The organism is Paenibacillus sp. J31TS4 (genome assembly GCF_018403265.1).
Lineage (GTDB): Bacteria > Bacillota > Bacilli > Paenibacillales > NBRC-103111 > J31TS4.
This window is the reverse complement of the sequence record NZ_BOSI01000006.1, coordinates 95,314-115,114: the sequence shown is the minus strand read 5'-3', so window position 1 is coordinate 115,114 and position 19,801 is coordinate 95,314. Positions and strand designations below refer to the sequence as shown.

At 60.4% G+C, this 19,801-nt stretch carries 16 protein-coding genes; 3 read left to right on the top strand and 13 right to left on the bottom strand.

The genetic code is table 11. The features are described from left to right. Nucleotides 1–2 precede the first annotated feature (2 nt). The gene (gene ftsX / locus KJS47_RS20975) at nt 3–920 is read right to left on the bottom strand and encodes a permease-like cell division protein FtsX (protein ID WP_213527385.1); all 918 of its coding nucleotides are present in this window, start codon (nt 918–920) and stop codon (nt 3–5) included. Further along, nucleotides 910–1,596 carry a cell division ATP-binding protein FtsE gene (gene ftsE / locus KJS47_RS20970; protein WP_213527383.1) on the bottom strand — a complete coding sequence of 229 codons (687 nt, stop codon included), beginning with the start codon at nt 1,594–1,596 and terminating at the stop codon, nt 910–912. Before ftsE ends, ftsX begins: the two co-directional genes overlap by 11 nt. Nucleotides 1,597–1,797: 201 nt before the next feature. Between ftsE and KJS47_RS20965 the strand changes: the two genes are divergently transcribed. The 3 genes from KJS47_RS20965 to KJS47_RS20955 all read left to right on the top strand — a co-directional run bounded on the left by KJS47_RS20965 (nt 1,798) and on the right by KJS47_RS20955 (nt 5,338). Next, nucleotides 1,798–3,252 (top strand): VanW family protein, encoded by a 1,455-nt coding sequence (locus KJS47_RS20965; protein ID WP_213527381.1) that lies wholly within the window; start codon nt 1,798–1,800, stop codon nt 3,250–3,252. A gap of 214 nt (nt 3,253–3,466) precedes the next feature. Continuing rightward, nucleotides 3,467–4,438, top strand: coding sequence for an HAAS signaling domain-containing protein (locus KJS47_RS20960; RefSeq protein WP_213527379.1), 972 nt, complete (start codon nt 3,467–3,469; stop codon nt 4,436–4,438). A gap of 3 nt (nt 4,439–4,441) precedes the next feature. After that, the gene (locus tag KJS47_RS20955) at nt 4,442–5,338 is read left to right on the top strand and encodes a DUF4097 family beta strand repeat-containing protein (protein ID WP_213527377.1); all 897 of its coding nucleotides are present in this window, start codon (nt 4,442–4,444) and stop codon (nt 5,336–5,338) included. Nucleotides 5,339–5,510: 172 nt separating this feature from the next. Here KJS47_RS20955 and argH read toward each other — a convergent pair whose 3' ends face one another. The 11 genes from argH to hpf form a co-directional block, all read right to left on the bottom strand. Then, the gene (argH, locus tag KJS47_RS20950) at nt 5,511–6,926 is read right to left on the bottom strand and encodes an argininosuccinate lyase (RefSeq protein WP_213527375.1); all 1,416 of its coding nucleotides are present in this window, start codon (nt 6,924–6,926) and stop codon (nt 5,511–5,513) included. 93 nt (nt 6,927–7,019) lie between these two features. Further along, on the bottom strand, nt 7,020–8,255 hold the full coding sequence (locus KJS47_RS20945) for an argininosuccinate synthase (RefSeq protein WP_213527373.1): 1,236 nt from the start codon (nt 8,253–8,255) through the stop codon (nt 7,020–7,022). Nucleotides 8,256–8,420: 165 nt separating this feature from the next. Further along, entirely contained in the window at nt 8,421–9,377 is a 957-nt protein-coding gene (gene argF, locus KJS47_RS20940) for an ornithine carbamoyltransferase (protein ID WP_213527371.1), read from the bottom strand. 50 nt (nt 9,378–9,427) lie between these two features. Beyond that, entirely contained in the window at nt 9,428–10,612 is a 1,185-nt protein-coding gene (locus tag KJS47_RS20935) for an acetylornithine transaminase (protein WP_213527369.1), read from the bottom strand. 208 nt (nt 10,613–10,820) lie between these two features. Continuing rightward, entirely contained in the window at nt 10,821–11,612 is a 792-nt protein-coding gene (gene argB, locus KJS47_RS20930) for an acetylglutamate kinase (protein ID WP_213527367.1), read from the bottom strand. A gap of 99 nt (nt 11,613–11,711) precedes the next feature. Next, a complete protein-coding gene (gene argJ / locus KJS47_RS20925) occupies nt 11,712–12,935 on the bottom strand; it encodes a bifunctional glutamate N-acetyltransferase/amino-acid acetyltransferase ArgJ (protein ID WP_213527365.1) in 1,224 nt (407 codons plus the stop codon). A gap of 22 nt (nt 12,936–12,957) precedes the next feature. Next, nucleotides 12,958–14,007 carry an N-acetyl-gamma-glutamyl-phosphate reductase gene (gene argC, locus KJS47_RS20920; protein WP_213527363.1) on the bottom strand — a complete coding sequence of 350 codons (1,050 nt, stop codon included), beginning with the start codon at nt 14,005–14,007 and terminating at the stop codon, nt 12,958–12,960. A 114-nt stretch (nt 14,008–14,121) separates the two neighbouring features. Next, nucleotides 14,122–15,012: a YitT family protein gene (locus tag KJS47_RS20915; protein WP_213527436.1), complete on the bottom strand. Its 891-nt coding sequence runs from the start codon at nt 15,010–15,012 to the stop codon at nt 14,122–14,124. Between the two features lie 306 nt (nt 15,013–15,318). Continuing rightward, nucleotides 15,319–16,441, bottom strand: a protein-coding gene (prfB, locus tag KJS47_RS20910; protein WP_213527361.1) for a peptide chain release factor 2 whose coding sequence is annotated in 2 segments (ribosomal slippage) — nt 15,319–16,368 and nt 16,370–16,441 — 1,122 coding nt in all. Because the reading frame shifts where the segments join, the coding sequence is not laid out codon by codon here. Between the two features lie 38 nt (nt 16,442–16,479). Then, nucleotides 16,480–18,990, bottom strand: a complete 2,511-nt coding sequence (secA, locus tag KJS47_RS20905) for a preprotein translocase subunit SecA (RefSeq protein WP_213527359.1) — start codon at nt 18,988–18,990, stop codon at nt 16,480–16,482. 232 nt (nt 18,991–19,222) lie between these two features. Further along, nucleotides 19,223–19,780: a ribosome hibernation-promoting factor, HPF/YfiA family gene (hpf, locus tag KJS47_RS20900; protein WP_213527357.1), complete on the bottom strand. Its 558-nt coding sequence runs from the start codon at nt 19,778–19,780 to the stop codon at nt 19,223–19,225. Nucleotides 19,781–19,801 lie beyond the last annotated feature (21 nt).

The window sequence follows — 19,801 nt, the reverse complement described above, 5'->3', positions numbered from 1 at the left end:
TCCTAAACTTTCAAATATTTGCGTACGGAGATGGTGCTTCCCCAAATGCCGATCACCAGACCGATGCCGATCAACAGACCGGCTACCGGATAGACAATTTCCAGGAACGGCTTGAATTTAACCATTAAGACGCTCGTATTCAGAGTGACGGAGTTCATAAGCTCCCAATACCCGTAGGTTAGCGCCGCTACCGGCAGGATGGAGCCGAAGATTCCGAGGAGTGCCCCTTCTATGAAGAAAGGCCAGCGGATGAAGCCATTGGTTGCCCCTACGAGCTTCATGATCTTGATTTCCCGGTTCCGAGCCATGATGGTGAGCTTGATCGTATTTGAAATCAGGAACATGGCGGTGAGCGCGAGACACGCCACGAGGAAGAGCCCTATGTTGCGGATGATGCTCGTAATCTTGAAGAGCTGCTCGACCGTCCCCTTGCCGTAGCTGACGCGCAGGATCGGTGCGGGATTCTTGCCGTCGTTCAGCGCCTGAATCTTCTCAGCGGTCTGCGCCACCTGGCGAGGCTCCTTGACCTCGACGGTAAACGCGTCGTTCAGCGGATTGTTTTCCCCATCCAGTCCCTCAAGGAAGGCTTTTCCGTTCTCGCCCATCCGCTGCCGAAGCTCGACCAGTCCCTGCTCCTTGGACACGTAGGTGAGCTTGCTGATGTCCGGCATGGCCTGAATGCTCGATTGAATGGCCGTCCGGGTTTCGTCGTTGACGTTCGTCTGCAGGAAGACTTTGATCTCCACCTGCTTCTCGATTTGCTGGGACAAGTAGTTCACATTAAGCGACAGGATCAGGAACAATCCAAGAATCAGCAGCGATATGGCAATCGAGCTGACGGAGGCGAAGGTCATCCAGCCGTTCCTGATGACGTTCTTGCCGCCTTCGCGAAAATGGCGGCCGATCGTATTAATCGTCATACCCGTAATCCCCTCTCGCCTGGTCACGCACGATGACGCCTTTTTCGATCGCGATGACCCGCTTGCGGATGGTATTGACGATCTCTTTGTTGTGAGTGGCCATGATGATGGTGGTGCCTCTATAATTGATCTCCTCGAGCAGGTTCATAATGCCCCAGGATGTTTCTGGATCCAGGTTGCCGGTCGGCTCGTCCGCAATGATGACGGCCGGATTGTTGACGATGGCTCGCGCGATAGCGACCCGCTGCTGCTCTCCGCCCGACAGTTGGGTCGGCAGGCTGGCTACTTTGTTTTTCAGTCCGACCAGGTCGAGCACTTCGAGCGTCCGCTTCTTGATCAGCTTCTTGGGCGCCTCGATCGCTTCCATGGCAAATGCTATATTCTCGTAAACCGTCAACTTGGGGAGAAGTCGGAAATCTTGAAAGATGACGCCGATATTGCGTCTGACATAAGGAATCTTGCGGGGTTTGAGCTTTTCTAGATTGAACCCGTTGACGAAAATCTGGCCTTTGGTCGGCCGTTCTTCCCTATATATCATCTTCATGAATGTCGATTTACCGGCACCCGAAGGACCGACGACATACACGAACTCATTCGCATTCACTTTCAGGTCGATTCCGCGAACTGCGTGCGTGCCGTCTGGGTAAGTTTTCCAGACGTCCTGCATTTCTATCATTATATCACATCCTGTTTGTAGTAGCCTTCTTATACTTCGACATAATAGACAAGAATCCTTTGCGAAACCAGCCAAATCGCAAATTTTTCACAAAATAACAACTTCTTTGTCCGCACCGTTCGAGCCGCCGTATCCGGCATGAATCGCCGGCCTGTCTACATAGACTGTAGAAAACAGGCAGACGGGAAAGGAGGCCCCGGGATGAAAAGGCCCAAACTCTCTCTCTTATGGATGGCAGCAGCGGGTGCGTTGACGCTGCTGGGCGGGATGACCGGTGTCCAAATGTATGCTGCGCTTGAGACACTGCCGGCCGGTGTCCGGATCGAAGGCGTCTCCGCCTCCGTCCGCACTTGGGAAGAAGCTGAAAACGAGCTGCGCAAGGCAGCGGAAGCGCTCGCCGGAAAGCGCATTCGTCTCATCCCGGACGACTCCGCTTACCCGCCGGCGGAACGGACGGCCGGCGAGCTCGGATATAGGCTGGACTGGCCGGAATTCGACACGGCTCGGGAGAAACTCGAAAAGGGACCGGCGCTGGCAAGAGCCTGGTCCCGATGGAAGCTGAGAGGAACATCCTTTTATCTTACCTTATCGCGTGACGGGAATGCAACGCAGCAGCAGATGCTGCTGGCCTGGCCTCCGCTCGCCAACAGCCAGCCGAAAAATGCCGTCCGGATCGTTCATCCGGACGACCGGCTCGAGCTCGTAGACGGCCAGGCGGTCAAGCGGGTGGACTGGGAAACGTTCGGAGAGAGCATGGACAGATTATTTCCCGCGCAATTATTGACGGCAAGCGACAGCGCAGCTCCCCTGGATACGACAGTCCCGCTCAAAACGGTCGAGCCTCGTGTTACGCTTGCAACGCTTCGTCTGCAGCGTGTCGAAGCCAAGCTGGCCGAGTACACGACCGCCTTCTCCGGAAGCGGAGAAGGCCGGGCGCATAACATCCGGGCGGCAGCGGCAGCGGCCGACGGCGTCCTCCTCGCGCCGGGCGAGCTGTTCGACTACGGCCGCCTGGTCAAACAGGCGGAGACGCAATACGGGTTTCGGGAGGCGCCCGTTATCCTGAATGGGAAGCTCGTCCCGGGGATCGGCGGCGGCATTTGCCAAGTGTCCACGACGCTGTACAACACCCTTTTGCTCGCCGGCTTCCGGCCGCTCGAGAGACGCAACCATTCGCTGCCCGTCTCTTACGTACCACTCGGCCAGGACGCGACCTTCGCGGAGGGGGCCATCAACTTCCGGTTCCGCAATGAAACGGACGCCTATCTGCTCGTCAAAACATTCGTTACCAATGAACAGTTGACGGTCAAACTATATGGCCGGACACCTGAACGCCCCTTCGTCTATGAGCTGCGCTCTCAAATTATCCAGACGCTGGAGCCGCCCGTTCGCTATGTGACCGACAGCGCGCTGCCGAAAGGAGGGACGGCTCTCGTAAGCGTGGGGAAGCCGGGCTTCGTCGTGGAGACCTACCGCGATACGCGATATGGCGGTGCTTTGCTGTCGTCATCCCTTATTTCCAAAGACACGTATCCCCCTCAGCCCCGGATCGTCGCCACCTCTGAGGAGACACCCCGTACGCCTTCCTCCCCTTACCCCGCCCCCTCCCTAATCGAGGACGGCCTGCAAACCATCGCCGCGCCTGCCCCCCGCTAACCGCCTGACAATCACAAGCCCTTGGCCACCGCCAAGGGCTTCTTTGTTCTGCCATTCGGCGGACGATAGCGGTCATTGGTCCCCAATTCCAGCAGCCGCTCCGAACCAATTATCTTGTGACAGGTCATATGACTTCGGATACTAGGTAAGCGTGACCGGGTTGCTGTATTGTTAGGAGCAAGGAGTCAGCCATGAAAGAAGAAGGTGCATGTTCATGTCGAAAGAAGAGTTTTTCCAGGACCTCGATATAAAGTTAAAACGCCTCCCCGAAGAGGAGCGCAAGCAGATCCGCAAAGTCTACGAGGATCTGTTTCAAAAGGCTTTGGAGAACGGCAAAAGCGAGCATGAAGTCGCCCAGTCGCTCGGCTACCAGCCGAAGGGCGGCACAGCCGAAAAGCCGCCTGCGGAGGAGCCGCCGACCGGCTCCCGCCGGATCATCGGCTTCAGTCGCCCCTCGCAGGATGCGGCTCGCTCCGGCGGCGCTTCCGACGGCCAGCCGCACAGCGACGCTGCTCGCTCCGGCGGCACATCCGCCAGCCAGCCGCACGGCGACGCTGCTCGCTCCGGCGGCACATCCGCCGGCCAGCCGCACGGCGATGCCGCTCGCTCGGGTGGCGCTTCCGCCGGCCAGCCGCACGGCGATGCCGCACGCTCCGGTGGCGCTTCCGCCGGCCAGCCGCACGGCGATGCCGCACGCTCCGGCGGCGCTTCTGCCGGCCAGCCGCACGGCGATGCCGCTCGCTTCGGCGGCGCTTCCGCCGGCCAAAAGCCGGGGGCCGGCTGGCAGAGCTTCCGGCCCGGAAGCGAGGAGCCATACCCGCCCGAAGGCCGCTACGAGAAGGCCGCCGCTGCACCACAGGAGAACAGCTGGCGGCCGCTCTTGTCCGCCCTGCTGCTCGGCTTTTTCAACCTGGTGTTCGTCCTCGCTCCGGTTGTGGCCGTCGCCGCCAGTCTCTTCGCCGTCACCGTCGTCTCGATCGTGCTCGTGTTCAGCCCGGTCTTCATCCTGCTCGGGACGGGGATTCCCCAGACGATCATCATTCTAAAGCTCGAGGTGTTCGGAGCCCTCTTTGCCTTCGGGGTCGGCCTGCTGCTCCTGCTGCTCGTGAGCCGCTTGAACAAATGGTTCCTGCTGGGCGTGAAGAAATACACTCGTATGAACATTCGATTGATTAAGGGGCAATAGCAGATGAAAATCGGATTCAAATTACTGATCAGCCTCGCCGTGCTGTGCATCTTGGTCGGAGGCATCGGCGTTGCCTGGAGCCTCCAGGAGTTCCGGCTGTCCGAGCCGGAGCAGATCGGCCTGGTTCCCATCGAGATCGAGAAGACGTTCGAAGCCGACAAAGTGAAGAGCATGCGGCTGAGCGCGGGGACGAGCAACGTTGTCGTCACCAAGTCGACAGGGTCCGATGTGAAGCTGCGGCTGACCGGAAGCATGGCGGAGGCGAACAAAGACTACGCGCGGCTCGATGCCAAGCTGTCGCCCGACGGTGAGCTGGTCGTCGATGCCCGCTCCAACAAGACCTTCCATATCGGCATTGACCTGACCCAGATTCTCGCTCTCATCGCCGACGGCCGGGTCCAATGGCCTACCTTGGAGGTGAGCCTGCCCGACAAGGTCTACGAGCGTCTGGATCTGCGCGCCGACACGGGAGCCGTCCGGATGTCCGGCCTGCAGGCGGATACGCTCCTGATCAAGCTCGGCACCGGCAAGGTCGAGCTGAGCGATTTCCGCGGCAAGGACGCCGTCCTGCAGACCGATACCGGCGCCATTCGGGGCTCCAACATCGAGGCGGAGCTTCGCGCCGTCAGCGATACCGGCAGCATCCAGCTCGATCTCCCGGTTCTCGCGGGAGGCGTAGAAGCGAACAGCGACACGGGCAGCATCCGGATCCAGGTGAAGGAAGACGCCGGCTTCCGGCTCGAGGCGACGACCGACATCGGCAGCCTTAACACCAATCTGCCCGGCCTCTCGTTCGAGCAAAAGGAGAGGCGGCGCTGGGCGGCCACTAACGGTGACGGGGGCCCGCTCATCAAGCTGACCAACGACATTGGCAGCGTGGCCGTGAACAGCCTGCGCTAAGCGTCAGTGCCGTCCCGCCTTATCCGCAAAAGAGAACCGCCCGCTGCACATAGCAGCGGGCGGTTCTTTGTCTGCAGGACGGGAAGCCGGAGTGCCCCCCAGCCGCATCCTGCCTAGCGGGATGTTCGAGCGGCCTGTCCAACTGGATCAAGGCCGGGACTGATGAAAAAGACTACAAACCGGCGGACTCGTACCGCTCCAGCCAAGCCGTCGTTTCGCCCCGCTTCTGTTCGGCACGGCCAACGGCAGCTTCAACTTGCGCGGAGGCGGTACCGCCATATACGTTGCGGGCATTGACGACCTGCTCAGGCTGCAGCACCGGGTAGATGCCCTCGTCGAAGAGCGGCGAGAACTGCCGGAACTCATCCAGCGACAGGTCAAGCAGGTATTTGCCCTGCTGGATGCAGTACAGCACCGTCTTGCCGATGATCTCGTGCGCCTCCCGGAAAGGCAGACCCTTGTTCACGAGGAAGTCGGCGATATCGGTTGCGTTCGAAAAGTCCTGATTGACCGCTTGGCGCATCCGGTTCTTGTTCACCTTCATGGTGGTGACCATCGGAGCGAACAGCTGGAGGGCGCCCTGCAGCGTCTTCACCGTGTCGAACATGCCTTCCTTGTCTTCCTGCATGTCCTTGTTATAGGCGAGCGGCAATGCCTTGAGGACGGTCAGTAGGCCGACGAGGTTGCCGTACACGCGTCCCGTCTTGCCGCGGACGAGCTCGGCGACGTCTGGATTCTTCTTTTGCGGCATGATGCTGCTGCCCGTGCAGAAAGCGTCGTCCAGCTCGATGAAGGCGAACTCAGTGCTCGACCAGAGCACCAGCTCCTCACAGAAGCGGGACAGATGCGTCATGATCAGCGACGCGTTCGCCAGAAACTCCACGATGAAATCGCGGTCACTGACGGCATCAAGACTATTCTCGTAGACACCATCGAAGCCGAGCTGCTCGGCGACGAAATGCCGGTCGATCGGGAACGTCGTCCCCGCCAGCGCCCCGGCGCCGAGCGGCAGCACGTTGATCCGCTTGTAGCTGTCCTGCAGCCGTTCGATATCCCGCTGGAACATCGACACGTACGCCATCAGGTGATGCGCGAACAGAATCGGCTGCGCCCGCTGCAAGTGGGTATAGCCCGGGACGATGGTATCCAGGTTCGCCCTGGCCTGCTCCAGCAGCGCTTCCTGCAGCTTGTCCAGCAGGCCGACGAATTCGATTACGCGGCGGCGCAGGTACAGGTGCATGTCGGTAGCAACCTGGTCGTTACGGCTCCTCCCGGTATGCAGCTTGCCGCCTACCGGCCCGATCGTTTCGATCAATGCTTTTTCGATGTTCATGTGGATGTCCTCGTCCTCGACCGAGAACGTCAAACCTCCGCTGCGAATCCGGTCCAGCACCTGGCGCAGCCCTTCCTGAATCTTGGCAGCGTCCTCCTGCGGGATGATGCCGCATTTGCCCAGCATGGTCACATGCGCGAGGCTCCCCTGAATGTCCTCCTCAGCCAGCTCCTTGTCAAACAAGATGGAGGCCGTATATTCTTCCACGAGCTGGTCCGTTTTTTTGGTGAACCGCCCGCCCCATAGCTTCGACACGGTGAATGCTCCTTTCTGTATCCCGAAGACCGGGTTGTTCCCTATGTTCCCTTACCAGCAAAAGGGCCGCCTGCCAGCGGCCCCGACATGTTCTTATTTCGCGTTTTGCGCGACGCCGGCGCCCACCTTGAGGCGCAGGGCGTTCAGCCGGATGAACCCGGTCGCGTCGCCTTGGTCGTAAGCTTGCGTCGGGTCGGCTTCCATCGTCGCGATGTCCGGGTTGTACAGGCTGACCGGGCTCTTCACGCCGGCTCCGATCACGTTGCCTTTGTACAGCTTCACGCGGACCGTACCCGTCACGTTCTTCTGGCTCTCGGTCACCAGCGCTTGCAGCGCGAGACGCTCCGGAGCGAACCAGAAGCCGTTGTACACGAGCGAAGCATACTTACTGATGAGCGAGTCGCGCAGATGCATCACGTCGCGATCCATCGTCAGCGACTCCATCATGCGGTGGGTCTGGAACAGGATCGTGCCGCCCGGCGTCTCGTACACGCCGCGGCTCTTCATGCCGACGAAGCGGTTCTCCACCATGTCGATCCGACCGACGCCGTGCTTGCCGCCCAGCTCGTTCAGCTTCTCCATCACCTGCAGCGGCTCCATGCGCTCGCCGTTCAGCGCTACGCAGTTGCCCTGCTCGAACTCGAGCTCCAGGTACTCGGCCTGGTCGGGCGCTCTCTCCGGAGACACGCTGAGCACATACATGTCTTCGTTCGATTCCGCACTCGCATCGAACCACGGATCCTCGAGCATGCCGCTCTCGAAGCTGATGTGAAGCAGGTTGCGGTCGGTCGAATACGGCTTCGAGGCCGTCGCCTGCACCGGAATGCCGTGCTTCTCGGCGTAGGCGATCATCTCGGCGCGGCCCGGGAATTGCTCGCGGAACGCGTCCAGCCGCCACGGTGCAATGACACCGATCTCCGGCGCCAGAGCGGCAGCGGTCAGCTCGAAGCGCACCTGGTCGTTGCCTTTGCCGGTCGCGCCGTGTGCGATGGCAATGGCGCCTTCCTTGCGCGCGATCTCGACCATCCGCTTCGCGATCAGCGGACGGGCGATGCTTGTGCCGAGCAGGTACTGGCCTTCGTACAGAGCAGCCGCTTGGAACATCGGGAAGATGAAGTCCTTCGCGAATTCCTCACGCAGGTCGTCGATGTATACCTTGGAGGCACCGGTGCGAAGCGCCTTTTCCTCCAGTCCGTCCAGCTCGTCCTTCTGGCCAATATCGGCCGTGAAGGTAATGATCTCCGCGTCATACGTCTCTTTCAGCCATGTCAGGATGACGGACGTGTCCAACCCGCCGGAATAGGCGAGTACAATTTTATCTTTCGCCATGAAGCTCTCCACCTTTTTCCCCATAAAATGATTTTGCATTCCGCTTAGGCGGGCGGCGTCAGCGGGGACCGGCCCTTCACCGGCTCTTTCTCCCCGTCGGGCCGCCCTTCCGAATCTATCCGCACCGAAAGGCGGGCGGATGCTCCGTCCGCCTCCCGCGGGTTTTTACATAATCGCGGCCATAATGGCCTTTTGCGCGTGCAGCCGGTTCTCCGCCTGATCGAAGATGATCGAGTTCTTGCCGTCGATGACGCCCTCGCTCACTTCCTCGCCGCGGTGGGCGGGCAGGCAGTGCATGAACAGGTAATCCGGCTTCGCGTACTTGGTCAGCTCCTCGTTCACCCGGAACGCATGGAACGCCTTCTCGCGCTCCTTCTGCTCGGCTTCGAAGCCCATGCTTGCCCAGACGTCGGTATAGACGACGTCCGCCTGCTCGACTGCCTCCCGCGCATCGTGGGTGACGATGCAGGCGCCGCCGTTTTGCTGGGCGGCTTCCTGCGAGGCGGCAAGCACTTCCTTGTCCGGGCCGTAGCCTTCCGGCGTCGCGACCGCAATGGTCATGCCGAGCTTGGCGGCGCCGATCATGAGCGAGTGCGCCATGTTGTTGCCGTCGCCGATGTAGGCGATTTTGAGGCCTTTCAGGCTGCCCTTGTGCTCAAAGATGGTCTGGTAATCGGCCAGCGCCTGGCACGGGTGGGACAGATCCGACAAGCCGTTGATGACCGGTACGGTTGACCCCCGCGCCAGATCAATGACCGTGCGGTGCGCGAATGTGCGGATCATGATGCCGTCGAGATAACGCGACATCACCTGCGCGGTGTCCATGATCGGCTCGCCGCGCCCGATCTGCAGGTCGTTGCGGCTCAGGAAGAGCGCGTGTCCGCCCAGCTGGTACATGCCGACCTCGAACGAAACGCGTGTCCGCGTCGACGATTTCTCAAAGATCATGCCGAGCGTCTTGCCTTTCAGCGGCTGGTAGGGCTCGCCCGCCTTGGTTTTGCGCTTCAGCTCGACCGCCAGATCGATCAAATATTGAATGTCCTCCGGGGAGTAATCCACCAGTCCGATGAAGTCCCGTCCCTTCAGATCCGTTCTCAGCTCTATGTTCAATTGCTCTGCCATTTCCTCACTCCTTTGGGGTAACCACTAGCTCCTGCCGGTTGTTCCGGCGTCTAAACTGCCGCCGTCCGTTCCGCAAGCACTTGGGCAATGACCTCTATGCCGTGATCAAGCTCTTCCTTCGTGACGAGCAGGCTCGGCAGCAGCCGAATGACGTTCGGTCCCGCGGTCACGACCAGCACGCCGCGCGCATGAATGGCGGCGATCAGGTCCGCCACCGGCTCCTTGCAGCCAATCCCGATGATCAGGCCCTTGCCGCGCACCTCGTTCACCAGCGGATGGCCGCCCAGCTTCTCTCGCAGCTGCTCCGTCACATAGCGGCCAAGCTCCTCCGCCCGGTCCGCCAGCTTGTCGCCCACGATCGTCTCGACGGTCGCGATGGCCGCCGCCATGGCGATCGGCGTCCCGCCGAACGTCGAGCCGTGGCTGCCGGCCGTGAAGGCTTCCGCCAGCTTTTCCTTGCCGAGCATGGCGCCCATTGGGAAGCCGCTCGCGATCGCCTTCGCGACGGTGAAGATGTCCGGCTCGATACCGTAATGCTCATGGGCGAACAGCTTGCCGGTCCGTCCCATGCCGGTCTGAATCTCATCGACGATGAGGAGCAGATTGTGCTTCTCGCACAGCCGCTTCACTTCCTGCACGAAAGCCGGATCCGCGACGATGACGCCGCCTTCGGCCTGCACCATCTCCAGCATGATCGCGCATGTTTTGTCCGTAATGTAGCCTTCGAGCGCCTCGGCGTCATTGAAGGGCGCGTACACGAACCCTTCGGGAAGCGGCAGGAAGCCCTCCTGCACCTTCGCCTGCCCGGTCGCCGTCAGCGTAGCCAGCGTCCGTCCGTGGAACGACTGCTGGAACGTGATAATCTCGTAACGCCCCGTGTTGAGCACCTTCTGGTGATACCGTCGCGCCGCCTTAATCGCCGCCTCGTTCGCCTCCGCTCCGCTGTTGCAGAAAAAGACGCGATCGGCGCACGAGTTTGCCGTCAGCAGCCCGGCGAGCTTCTCCTGGTTCGGAATGTGAAACAGATTGCTCACATGCCACAGCTCGTCGAGCTGCGCAACGAGCGCCTGCTTAACCGCCTCCGGGCAGTGCCCGAGGCTGGTGACGGCGAGGCCGCTCATCAGGTCCAAATACTCTTTGCCGGTGTCGTCCCACAGCCGGCTGCCCTTTCCTTTGACAATCGTGATCGGATACCGGGCGTACGTCGGAAACAAAGAACTGCTTTGCTGCTCCATACCGCTTTTCCCTCCCTGCAGGAATGAACTATTGACTATGCCATGAACGCGGTCCGTGCCTGCCTGCCGGCCTGCTGCTGAGGTTCTTTTCTCAGCCGCTTGCCCCGACCCGTTTCAAGCCCGCGGAACTAGATACGGCACCGGCTTTCTCCGGTCCGCCCCTCCCGCCAAGCATAACGAGTGAGACGTCATGCGCCGACAGACAGCCTCATCGGATAATGCGCGTTCCGATGGCGTCTCCCGCCAGCACTTGGCTGAGCACCGCCGGTACGGAGCCGTCGACGATGACGACTTCCTTCACTGCGCCCTGAATGCACTGGATGGCCGCCTTCACCTTGGGGATCATGCCGCCGTAAATCTCGCCCGATTCGATCATCTCGCCGATCTCGGCGACCGTGACGGACGGCAGCACCTGCTTGCTTCCGTCCACCGTCTTCAGAATGCCGGGGACGTCGGTAACGACGATCATCCGCTCGACGCCGATATGCGACGCAACCGCGCCTGCGGCCGTGTCCGCATTGATGTTATACCGCTGACTTCCGTTCTCGTCCAGGCCGACCGGCGCAATGACCGGGATATAGCCCATGTCGACAATGCCCTGCACAAGCCCGGCATTGACCGCCGTCACGTCGCCGACGAGCCCTACCTGGTCGCTATTCACGACCGGGCGTGCCGTGATCAGCTGCCCGTCGATGCCCGACAGGCCGAGCGCTTTGGCGCCGCTCGCCTGGATTTTGCGGACGATCTCCTTGTTGATCTGACCTGCGAGCACCATCTCCACCACGTCCAGCACCGCTTCGTTCGTCTTGCGGAGGCCGCCGACGAACTCCGTCTCGATGCCGAGCTTCGTCAGCGTATCGGAGATCGCCGGCCCGCCGCCGTGGACGATGACCGGAATCCGGCCGTCCGCCTGCAGCTGCCTCATGTCGGCGAAGAAGGAATCCGGCAGCGCCGCGAGCGTGCTGCCCCCGCATTTGATGACAAAACAATTCCCGTTCATCGCTATACCCGCTTTCCTACCGGTTCCTCTTCCGAAGGTCCGGTTTGCTTCCTTATCGTGATCGTCCGGGACCGCCGTCCGGTCCCGTCCGCGCGCTTCCTAAGTCCGGTACGCAGCGTTGATCCGCACGTAGTCGTAAGTCAGATCGCAGCCCCATGCCGTTGCTTGCTGCTCGCCCATATGCAAGTTCACAAAAATTTGCACGAGCTCGCCCTTCAAATACTCCTCCGCCCGTTCTTCGTCGAACCGTACCGGTCTCGACTGCTCAAGCACCGAGATGTCGCCGAGCCGGATATCGACCGTCTCGGTGTTCACCTGCTGGCCTGCGCGTCCGACGGCGGCGATGATCCGCCCCCAGTTCGCATCGGCGCCGAAGCAGGCCGACTTGACGAGGCTCGAGCCGATCACCGTCTTGGCGATGGCGCGGGCCGCCTCCAGCGATTCCGCTCCCGCCACCTGCACCTCGATCAGCTTGGTCGCGCCTTCGCCGTCGCGCGCGATCGCTTTGGCGAGATATTCGCTCACATAGCGGAATCCCGCCTTATACGCCTCCCAGTGGGGATGCTGAGGCGTCAGCTTGCCGCCTCCCGCGCGGCCGCTCGCCATAGCCACGACCATGTCGTTCGTGCTCGTGTCGCCGTCCACGGTAATCATATTGAAGGTCGTGTCGGTTACTTCGCCGAGCAGCGCCTGCAGCTGCTCCGCGTCCAGCTCCGCGTCGGTGGTCAGGAAGCCGAGCATGGTCGCCATGTTCGGATGGATCATGCCCGAGCCCTTGGCCGCTCCGGCGATGTGAACCGTCTCGCCGCCCACCGTCACGCTGACGCATACCATCTTCCGTACGAGGTCAGTCGTCAGAATCGCCTGGCAAAAGTCGTCGCTGCCAGCCGCCGACAGCTTTTCGGGCAGCAAGGCGATGCCCGCCTCCACCTTCTCCATCGGCAGCAGCTCGCCGATCACGCCGGTCGACGTCACGCCGACCAGATGCTCGTCGATGCCGAGCACGCGGGCCATCTCGGCGCGCATCCGCCGCGCGTCCTCCTCGCCCTGCTGCCCGGTGCAGGCGTTCGCGTTGCCGCTGTTTACGAGCATCGCCTGCAGGCGGCCGCCTGCGCCGATGCTCTCCTTGGTCACCTTCAACGGCGCCGCCTGAAAAGCATTCAGTGTATACACAGCGGCCGCAGCCGCCGGCTCATCGGCGACGATGACGCCGAGGTCGTTGCGCTCGGTTTTTTTGAGACCGCAGTGCAGCCCCCCGGCCCGAAAGCCCTTGGGCGTCGTAATGCCGCCATCCGTCACGACCGTAAATTGATCCTTTTTCATCCTGCTCACCTATCCTCTATCGTTACGGATACACGGGGGCCATCTCGAGCCCGGCCGTTTCTTCCCAGCCCATCATCAGGTTCAGGTTCTGAACCGCCTGACCGGCAGCGCCCTTCATCAAGTTATCAATGACCGAGACGATAGTGACCCGATTCGTCCGGCGGTCAACCGCGAAGCCGATATCGCAATAGTTCGAGCCCCATACTTCCTTGGTCGCCGGGACTTTACCCTGCGGACGGATTCGAACGAACGGACGGCCGCTGTAGAACTCCCGATACAGCTCCAGGAAGTCCTCCTCGCTCTTCGCTTCGGTCAGCGTCGCGTACATCGTGCACAGAATCCCTCTCGTCATCGGCACCAAATGCGTCGTGAACGTAGTCGTCACCGGGCGTCCGGCCGCCCATCCGAGCACTTGCTCCACCTCTGGGGTGTGCTGGTGTTTGTTTACTTTATAAGCGAAAAAGTTCTCGTTCACTTCGGAATAATGCGAGGTCATGCTGAGTCCGCGCCCGGCGCCGGACACTCCGGATTTGGCGTCCACGATAATCGAATCGGCGTCGATCCAGCCCGCCTTGACGGCCGGAATGAGGCCGAGCAGCGTCGCGGTAGGGTAGCAGCCCGGATTCGAGATGAACTCCACGCCCTTCACCTCGTCACCGAACACCTCTGCGAGACCGTATACTGCCTTCTCTAGCAGATCGGCCGGTCCCGGGTCTTTCTTGTACCATTCCTTGTAGACGTCTCCGCTCTTCAGCCGAAAATCGCCCGACAAGTCGATCACTTTGAGCCCCGCTTCCAGCAGCTGAGGCACGAGTGCCGCGCTGACACCGTGCGGGGTGGCGGCGAATACAACGTCCGCCTTGCTCTTGATGAGCGGAATGTCGACCGCGTCCAGATTGTCCGTCAGGATCGCATTCAAATGCGGAAAACCATCAGAAATAGGCACCCCTGCCGTTGACGAGGAGATGACCGAAGTAATCTCCACGTGAGGATGCCTGAGCAGCAAACGTATCAATTCCACGCCGCCATAGCCGGTCGACCCGACAATGGCTGCTCTGATCTTGGCCGCCATGTTCCTTCCCCCTCGTTCCATGCGACGTTCCATAAAAAAGATATGTATGATTATACAGCCGCAAGAATAAAAATTCAATGCAAAAATATCCCTGTCCGGTTTATTGTACATGATTTATCCAGGGGGTTGGAAGCCTTCTCCCAAAACTTCCTTCGTATCGCTGATGATGACGAACGCATTCGGATCAACGCGCTTCACGATCGCTTTGAGCCGGCTCACCTCCGTCGAGCGCAGCACGACCATGAGCACCATCCGCTCGGTGCCCGTATACCCGCCTTCCCCGCTCAGCTTGGTCAAGCCGCGGTCCAGATCGACGAGAATAGCCTGCGAGATCTCCTCGGTCCGGCCGGAGATAATGAATGCGACCCGCGACACCGATATCCCGCTCTGAAGGAAGTCGATCGTCTTGCCGGTCACGTACAGGCCGATCAGCGCAAAGAGCGCTTTCTCGGGATTGAACACGAATCCCGCCGCCGTGATAACCATCCCGTCCAGGAGCGGCACGGCGAGCCCCAGGCTGATGCCTGTCCAGCGGTGCACCAGCTGGGCGGCGAGATCGAGGCCTCCTGTCGATCCCCTGGAGCGGAAGACCATTCCTAGGCCGAGGCCGACCCCGATACCGCCATAGATGGTGGCGAGCAGCAGGTTGTCGGTGGCGGGAGGCAGCCCGCTCAGCAGCAGGACAAACAGCGGCAGCGCGATCGAGCCGACGAGCGTCTTGAGGCCGAAAGACCGTCCGAGCTGCCGCAGCCCGAGCAGGAACAGAGGAATATTGAGCAGCCATTGAATATAGGCCGGCTGGACGCCGGTTAGGTGGTTCACAATGATGGAGATGCCGGTTACCCCGCCCGACGCGACGTGATTGGGATTCAGGAACAGATTGAAGCTGGCCGCCACGATCAGCGACCCGAGCAGGAGTCCTGCATACTCCAGCCCCAGCTGATAACGCGAATCGCCGGGCAGTCGCCGGCGTCTCTTTCCCCGTCCTTTGGGAGCCGCGTCCATCGCCGCTTTGGCCCGCAGGATCGCCCCCATCTCCTCCGGCTTGACCAGCGGGGATTGGCTCACTCGCTCTCGCATCTCCTCCGGTTTGACCAGCTTGGACTGGTCCACTCGCTCCTGCATGTCCTCCGCTTTCTCTAACGAAGCTGTCCCTTTTGGCTCCTGCTCCCCCGGCGTTTGATCCTGCCGTTTGTCCATGATGCCCTCCTCCTTCTCAAGCGGCGGCGCTTTCGCCTTTCGTTACCCGCCCGACGGGTAAAAAAACATCCTACACTCGACGTGTAGGATGTTCCCATAGTTGGTTCTTTATCAGCTTTCCTTGTTCTTGCCCGCGTCCATCTGGTTGCGCAAATAGGCATCGATCAGAAAATCGATCTCCCCGTCCATGACGGAGCCGATGTTCCCGGTTTCGGCCTGAGTCCGGTGATCCTTCACCATGCTGTACGGGTGGAAGACGTAGGAGCGGATCTGGCTGCCCCAGGCGATATCGGACTGCTCGCCGCGAATGTCGGCCAGCTGCTTTTGCTGCTCCTCGATCTTCTTCTCGTACAGCTTGGAGCGCAACACCTTCATCGCACGCTCACGGTTCTTGATCTGCGAGCGTTCGGTCTGGCACGTCACCACGACACCGGTCGGGATGTGCGTAATCCGCACGGCCGAGTCGGTCGTGTTGATGTGCTGGCCGCCTGCGCCGCTCGCCCGATACGTGTCGATCTTCAAATCCTCGCTGCGGATCTCGATCTCCACGTCGTCGTCGATCTCCGGTACGACATCGCACGAGACGAAGGAGGTATGCCGGCGGCCCGACGCGTCGAACGGCGAGATGCGGACGAGCCGATGAACGCCTTTCTCCGCCTTCAGGTAGCCGTATGCGTTGAAGCCCTTGATCAGCAGCGTAACGCTCTTGACCCCGGCTTCGTCGCCCGGCAGGTAATCGAGCACCTCAACCTTGAAGTCCCGCTTCTCCGCCCAGCGCCGGTACATCCGCAGCAGCATCTCGGCCCAATCCTGGGACTCGGTGCCTCCCGCCCCAGGGTGCAGCTCGAGAATCGCATTCATCCGGTCGTACGGCTGGTTCAGCAGCAGCTGCAGCTCGTACGCGGCCATGCGGTTCGCGAGGCTCTCCACTCCGGTCGCCAGCTCGGCGCCAAGGCTTTCGTCGTTCTCTTCCTCCGCGAGCGCGAGCATCACTTCGAGATCCTCGTAATCGGAGGACAGCGTTTCGAACTCGGCGGCGACGTCCTTGATGGCGTTCAGCTCCGCGATGAGCTTCTGGGCCCGTTCATTGTCGTCCCAGAAGTCGGGGGCACTCATTTTTTGCTCGTAATCGGCGATTTGTTCCAGCTTGAAATCTAAGTCAAAGAGACCCCCTAAGTTCCGAAAGTCGCCTTGCCATGTCCTTCAAGCTGTGTTTCACTCCGCTGTCGATCATATCCGTTACACCTCTTCATGTAGATTCGGCGATGCGGCTTACTTGCCGCAGCACTGCTTGTATTTCTTGCCGCTGCCGCACGGGCAGAGGTCGTTGCGTCCCACCTTGTCGTCCTGGCGCACGACCGGGTTCTTGGCTGCGGGCTCTCCGCTCGGGTCGACCGCCTGGCCTTCGGCAACCGCCTGGCGCTCCAGGTTGGTCTCGACGTGAGCCTTCATAATATATTTGGCGACTTCTTCCTGGATGCTCTCGATCATCGCCTGGAACATCTCGTACCCTTCGAACTGGTACTCGCGCAACGGGTCGGTGCCGCCGTACGCTCTCAGGTGAATGCCCTGGCGGAGCTGGTCCATCGCGTCGATGTGGTCCATCCACTTGCTGTCGACGGCGCGGAGCACGACGACCTTCTCGAATTCGCGCATGCTCTCTTCGCCGATCTGCTGCTCACGGGCGGCATATTGCTCATCCACACGCGATTTGAGGTATTCGATAACCTCTTCCTTCTCCTTGCCCCACAGCTCATCCTTGCTGACGTCGCCGCCTTCCACGAGGAAGGTGCCGTTCGCATAGTCGGCGACCGCTTCCAGATCCCAATCCTCCGGCACGAGGTCGGCCGGGCAGTGCGCTTCGACGATCCGCTCGATGACCGGGTAGATCATGTTCAGCGTCACTTCGCGGATGTTCTCGGACTCGAGCACTTCCCTGCGCTGCTTGTAGATGATGTTCCGCTGCTGGTTCATGACGTCGTCATACTGCAGGACGACCTTCCGGACGTCGAAGTTGTTGCCCTCGACGCGCTTCTGTGCGGACTCGATCGCCCGGGAGATGAGCCGGCTCTCGATGGGCTGGTCTTCCTCGAAGCCCAGTTTGTCCATCATGCCCATGATGTTCTCGGCGCCGAAGCGGCGCATCAGCTCGTCCTCGAGCGACAGGTAGAACTGGGACGAGCCCGGGTCTCCCTGACGGCCGGCACGGCCGCGGAGCTGGTTGTCAATCCGGCGGCTCTCATGCCGCTCGGTTCCTATTATATGCAGGCCGCCGATTTCGTCGACTCCCTCGCCGAGGAGAATATCCGTCCCCCGGCCCGCCATGTTCGTCGCGATCGTCACTGCGCTGGCTTGTCCCGCCAGGGAGACGATCTCCGCTTCCTCACGGTGGTACTTGGCGTTCAGCACCTTGTGCGAGATGCCCTTCTTCCGCAGCATCTCGGACAGCCGCTCCGAGTTCTCGATCGATACGGTACCGACCAACACCGGCTGGTTGTTCGCGTGCCGCTTGGCGATCTCGTCGACGACGGCGCGGAATTTGCTGCCAACCGACTTGTAGACGATATCCGGCATGTCCTTGCGGATCATCGGTCGGTTGGTCGGAACGACGACGACGTCGAGCCCATAGATCTTCTTGAATTCTTCTTCCTCGGTCTTCGCCGTACCGGTCATGCCGGCCAGCTTGCGGTACATCCGGAAGTAGTTCTGGAAGGTGATGGTGGCGAGCGTCATGCTCTCGTTCTGCACCTTCAGATGCTCCTTCGCCTCGATCGCCTGGTGCAACCCGTCGCTGTACCGGCGGCCCGTCATGAGGCGTCCCGTGAACTCGTCAACGATAACGACCTCGTCTTCCTGCACGACATAATCGATGTCGCGCTTCATGATCGCATGCGCCTTGAGCGCCTGGGTCACGTGGTGGTTGATCATGACGTTCTGGTGGTCGAACAGGTTCTCGATGCCGAACGCCCGCTCTGCCTTCTCCACCCCCTTCTCGGTCAGCGTGACGGTTTTGAGCTTCACGTCGATCGTGTAGTCCTCTTCTTCCTTCAGCTTGCTGACGAACCGGTCGGCCGTCGTGTACAGCTCGGTCGACTTGGCGGCTTGTCCGGAGATGATGAGAGGCGTCCTGGCTTCGTCAACCAGGATCGAGTCCACTTCGTCGACAATGGCAAAGTAGAGCGGACGCTGCACCATCTGCTCTTTATACAAGACCATGTTGTCCCGCAGGTAATCGAACCCGTATTCGTTGTTCGTGCCGTACGTAATGTCGCAGGCATAGGCTTCCCGCTTCTGGTCATGGTCCATGCTGTTCAGGTTGAGGCCGACGGACATGCCGAGGAACGTATAAATCTGCCCCATCTCCTGCATGCCGACCGTCGCCAGGTAATCGTTGACGGTGACGAGGTGCACGCCCTTACCGGTGAGCGCGTTCAGATAGACGGGAAGCGTACCTACGAGGGTTTTCCCTTCCCCTGTCTTCATCTCGGCAATCTTGCCTTCGTGCAGCACCATGCCCCCGATCATCTGCACGTCAAAATGGCGCTTGTTCAGCACCCGCCGGGAAGCCTCCCGTACCGTCGCGAACGCTTCGGGCAGCAGGTCGTCAAGCGTCTCGCCCTTGGCTAGTCTTTCTTTGTATTCATCGGTCTTCCCCCGAAGCTGCTCATCGGACAGCGCCTGCATCTCCGGTTCCAACGCGTTTATGGTCTCTACCGTGCGCAAATATCTTTTTATTTCACGTTCATTCGAATCGCCGAACATCTTCTTAACGAGTCCCAGCATTGGGTCTGCCCCTTTCGCAATCAAAAATCCACAAAAAATCGAGTATACAGAAATTGTAACAGTTTGCAAGTGCAGCCGCAACAACCGCGAGCAGGAGGAAGGAATAACCATTCCCGCAAGCGGTCTCCCATGCGGCCGAGCAAATGCCGACCAAGTATGAAAAAGCCCGGCCCTTCGCGGGCCAGGCTCACTAGCATGTATCCGGGTTAGAGAAAGGGAATGCCTGCGCCGCTTATTTGGCGGGTTCGATCAGACCGTACGTGCCGTCATGCCGCTTGTACACGACATTGACCTGCTCCGCGTCGGCGCTGTTGGAGAAGACAAAGAAATTATGACCAATCATATTCATTTGCAGGATCGCCTCTTCTACATCCATCGGCTTCAGCGTGAACCGTTTCGTCTTCACGAGCTCAAACGGTTCCTCCTCCTCGTGGGGCTGCTGCTCATTGGCGACCGGGTCTTCAATAAAGAGGGTTTTCACGTCGTTCTCCTGGCGGATCTTCCGGTTCACCTTGGTTTTGTGTTTGCGGATCTGCCGTTCGAGCTTGTCTACGACGAGGTCGATCGAGGCATACATGTCGTTGCCCTTCTCCTCGGCTCGAAGCAGGACACCGGACAGCGGAATGGTGACTTCCACGTTCTGCCTGTCCTTCAGCACGCTCATCTTGACGTTCGCCTCCGATTGGATCGGCTGCTCGAAGTAGCGCTCCAGCTTGCCCAGCTTCTTCTCCACATACTCTCTCAGCGGTTCGGTGATCTCCAGGTTGGTCCCGCGAATGTTATAGTGCATGGTCTAATTCCTCCTCTCTGC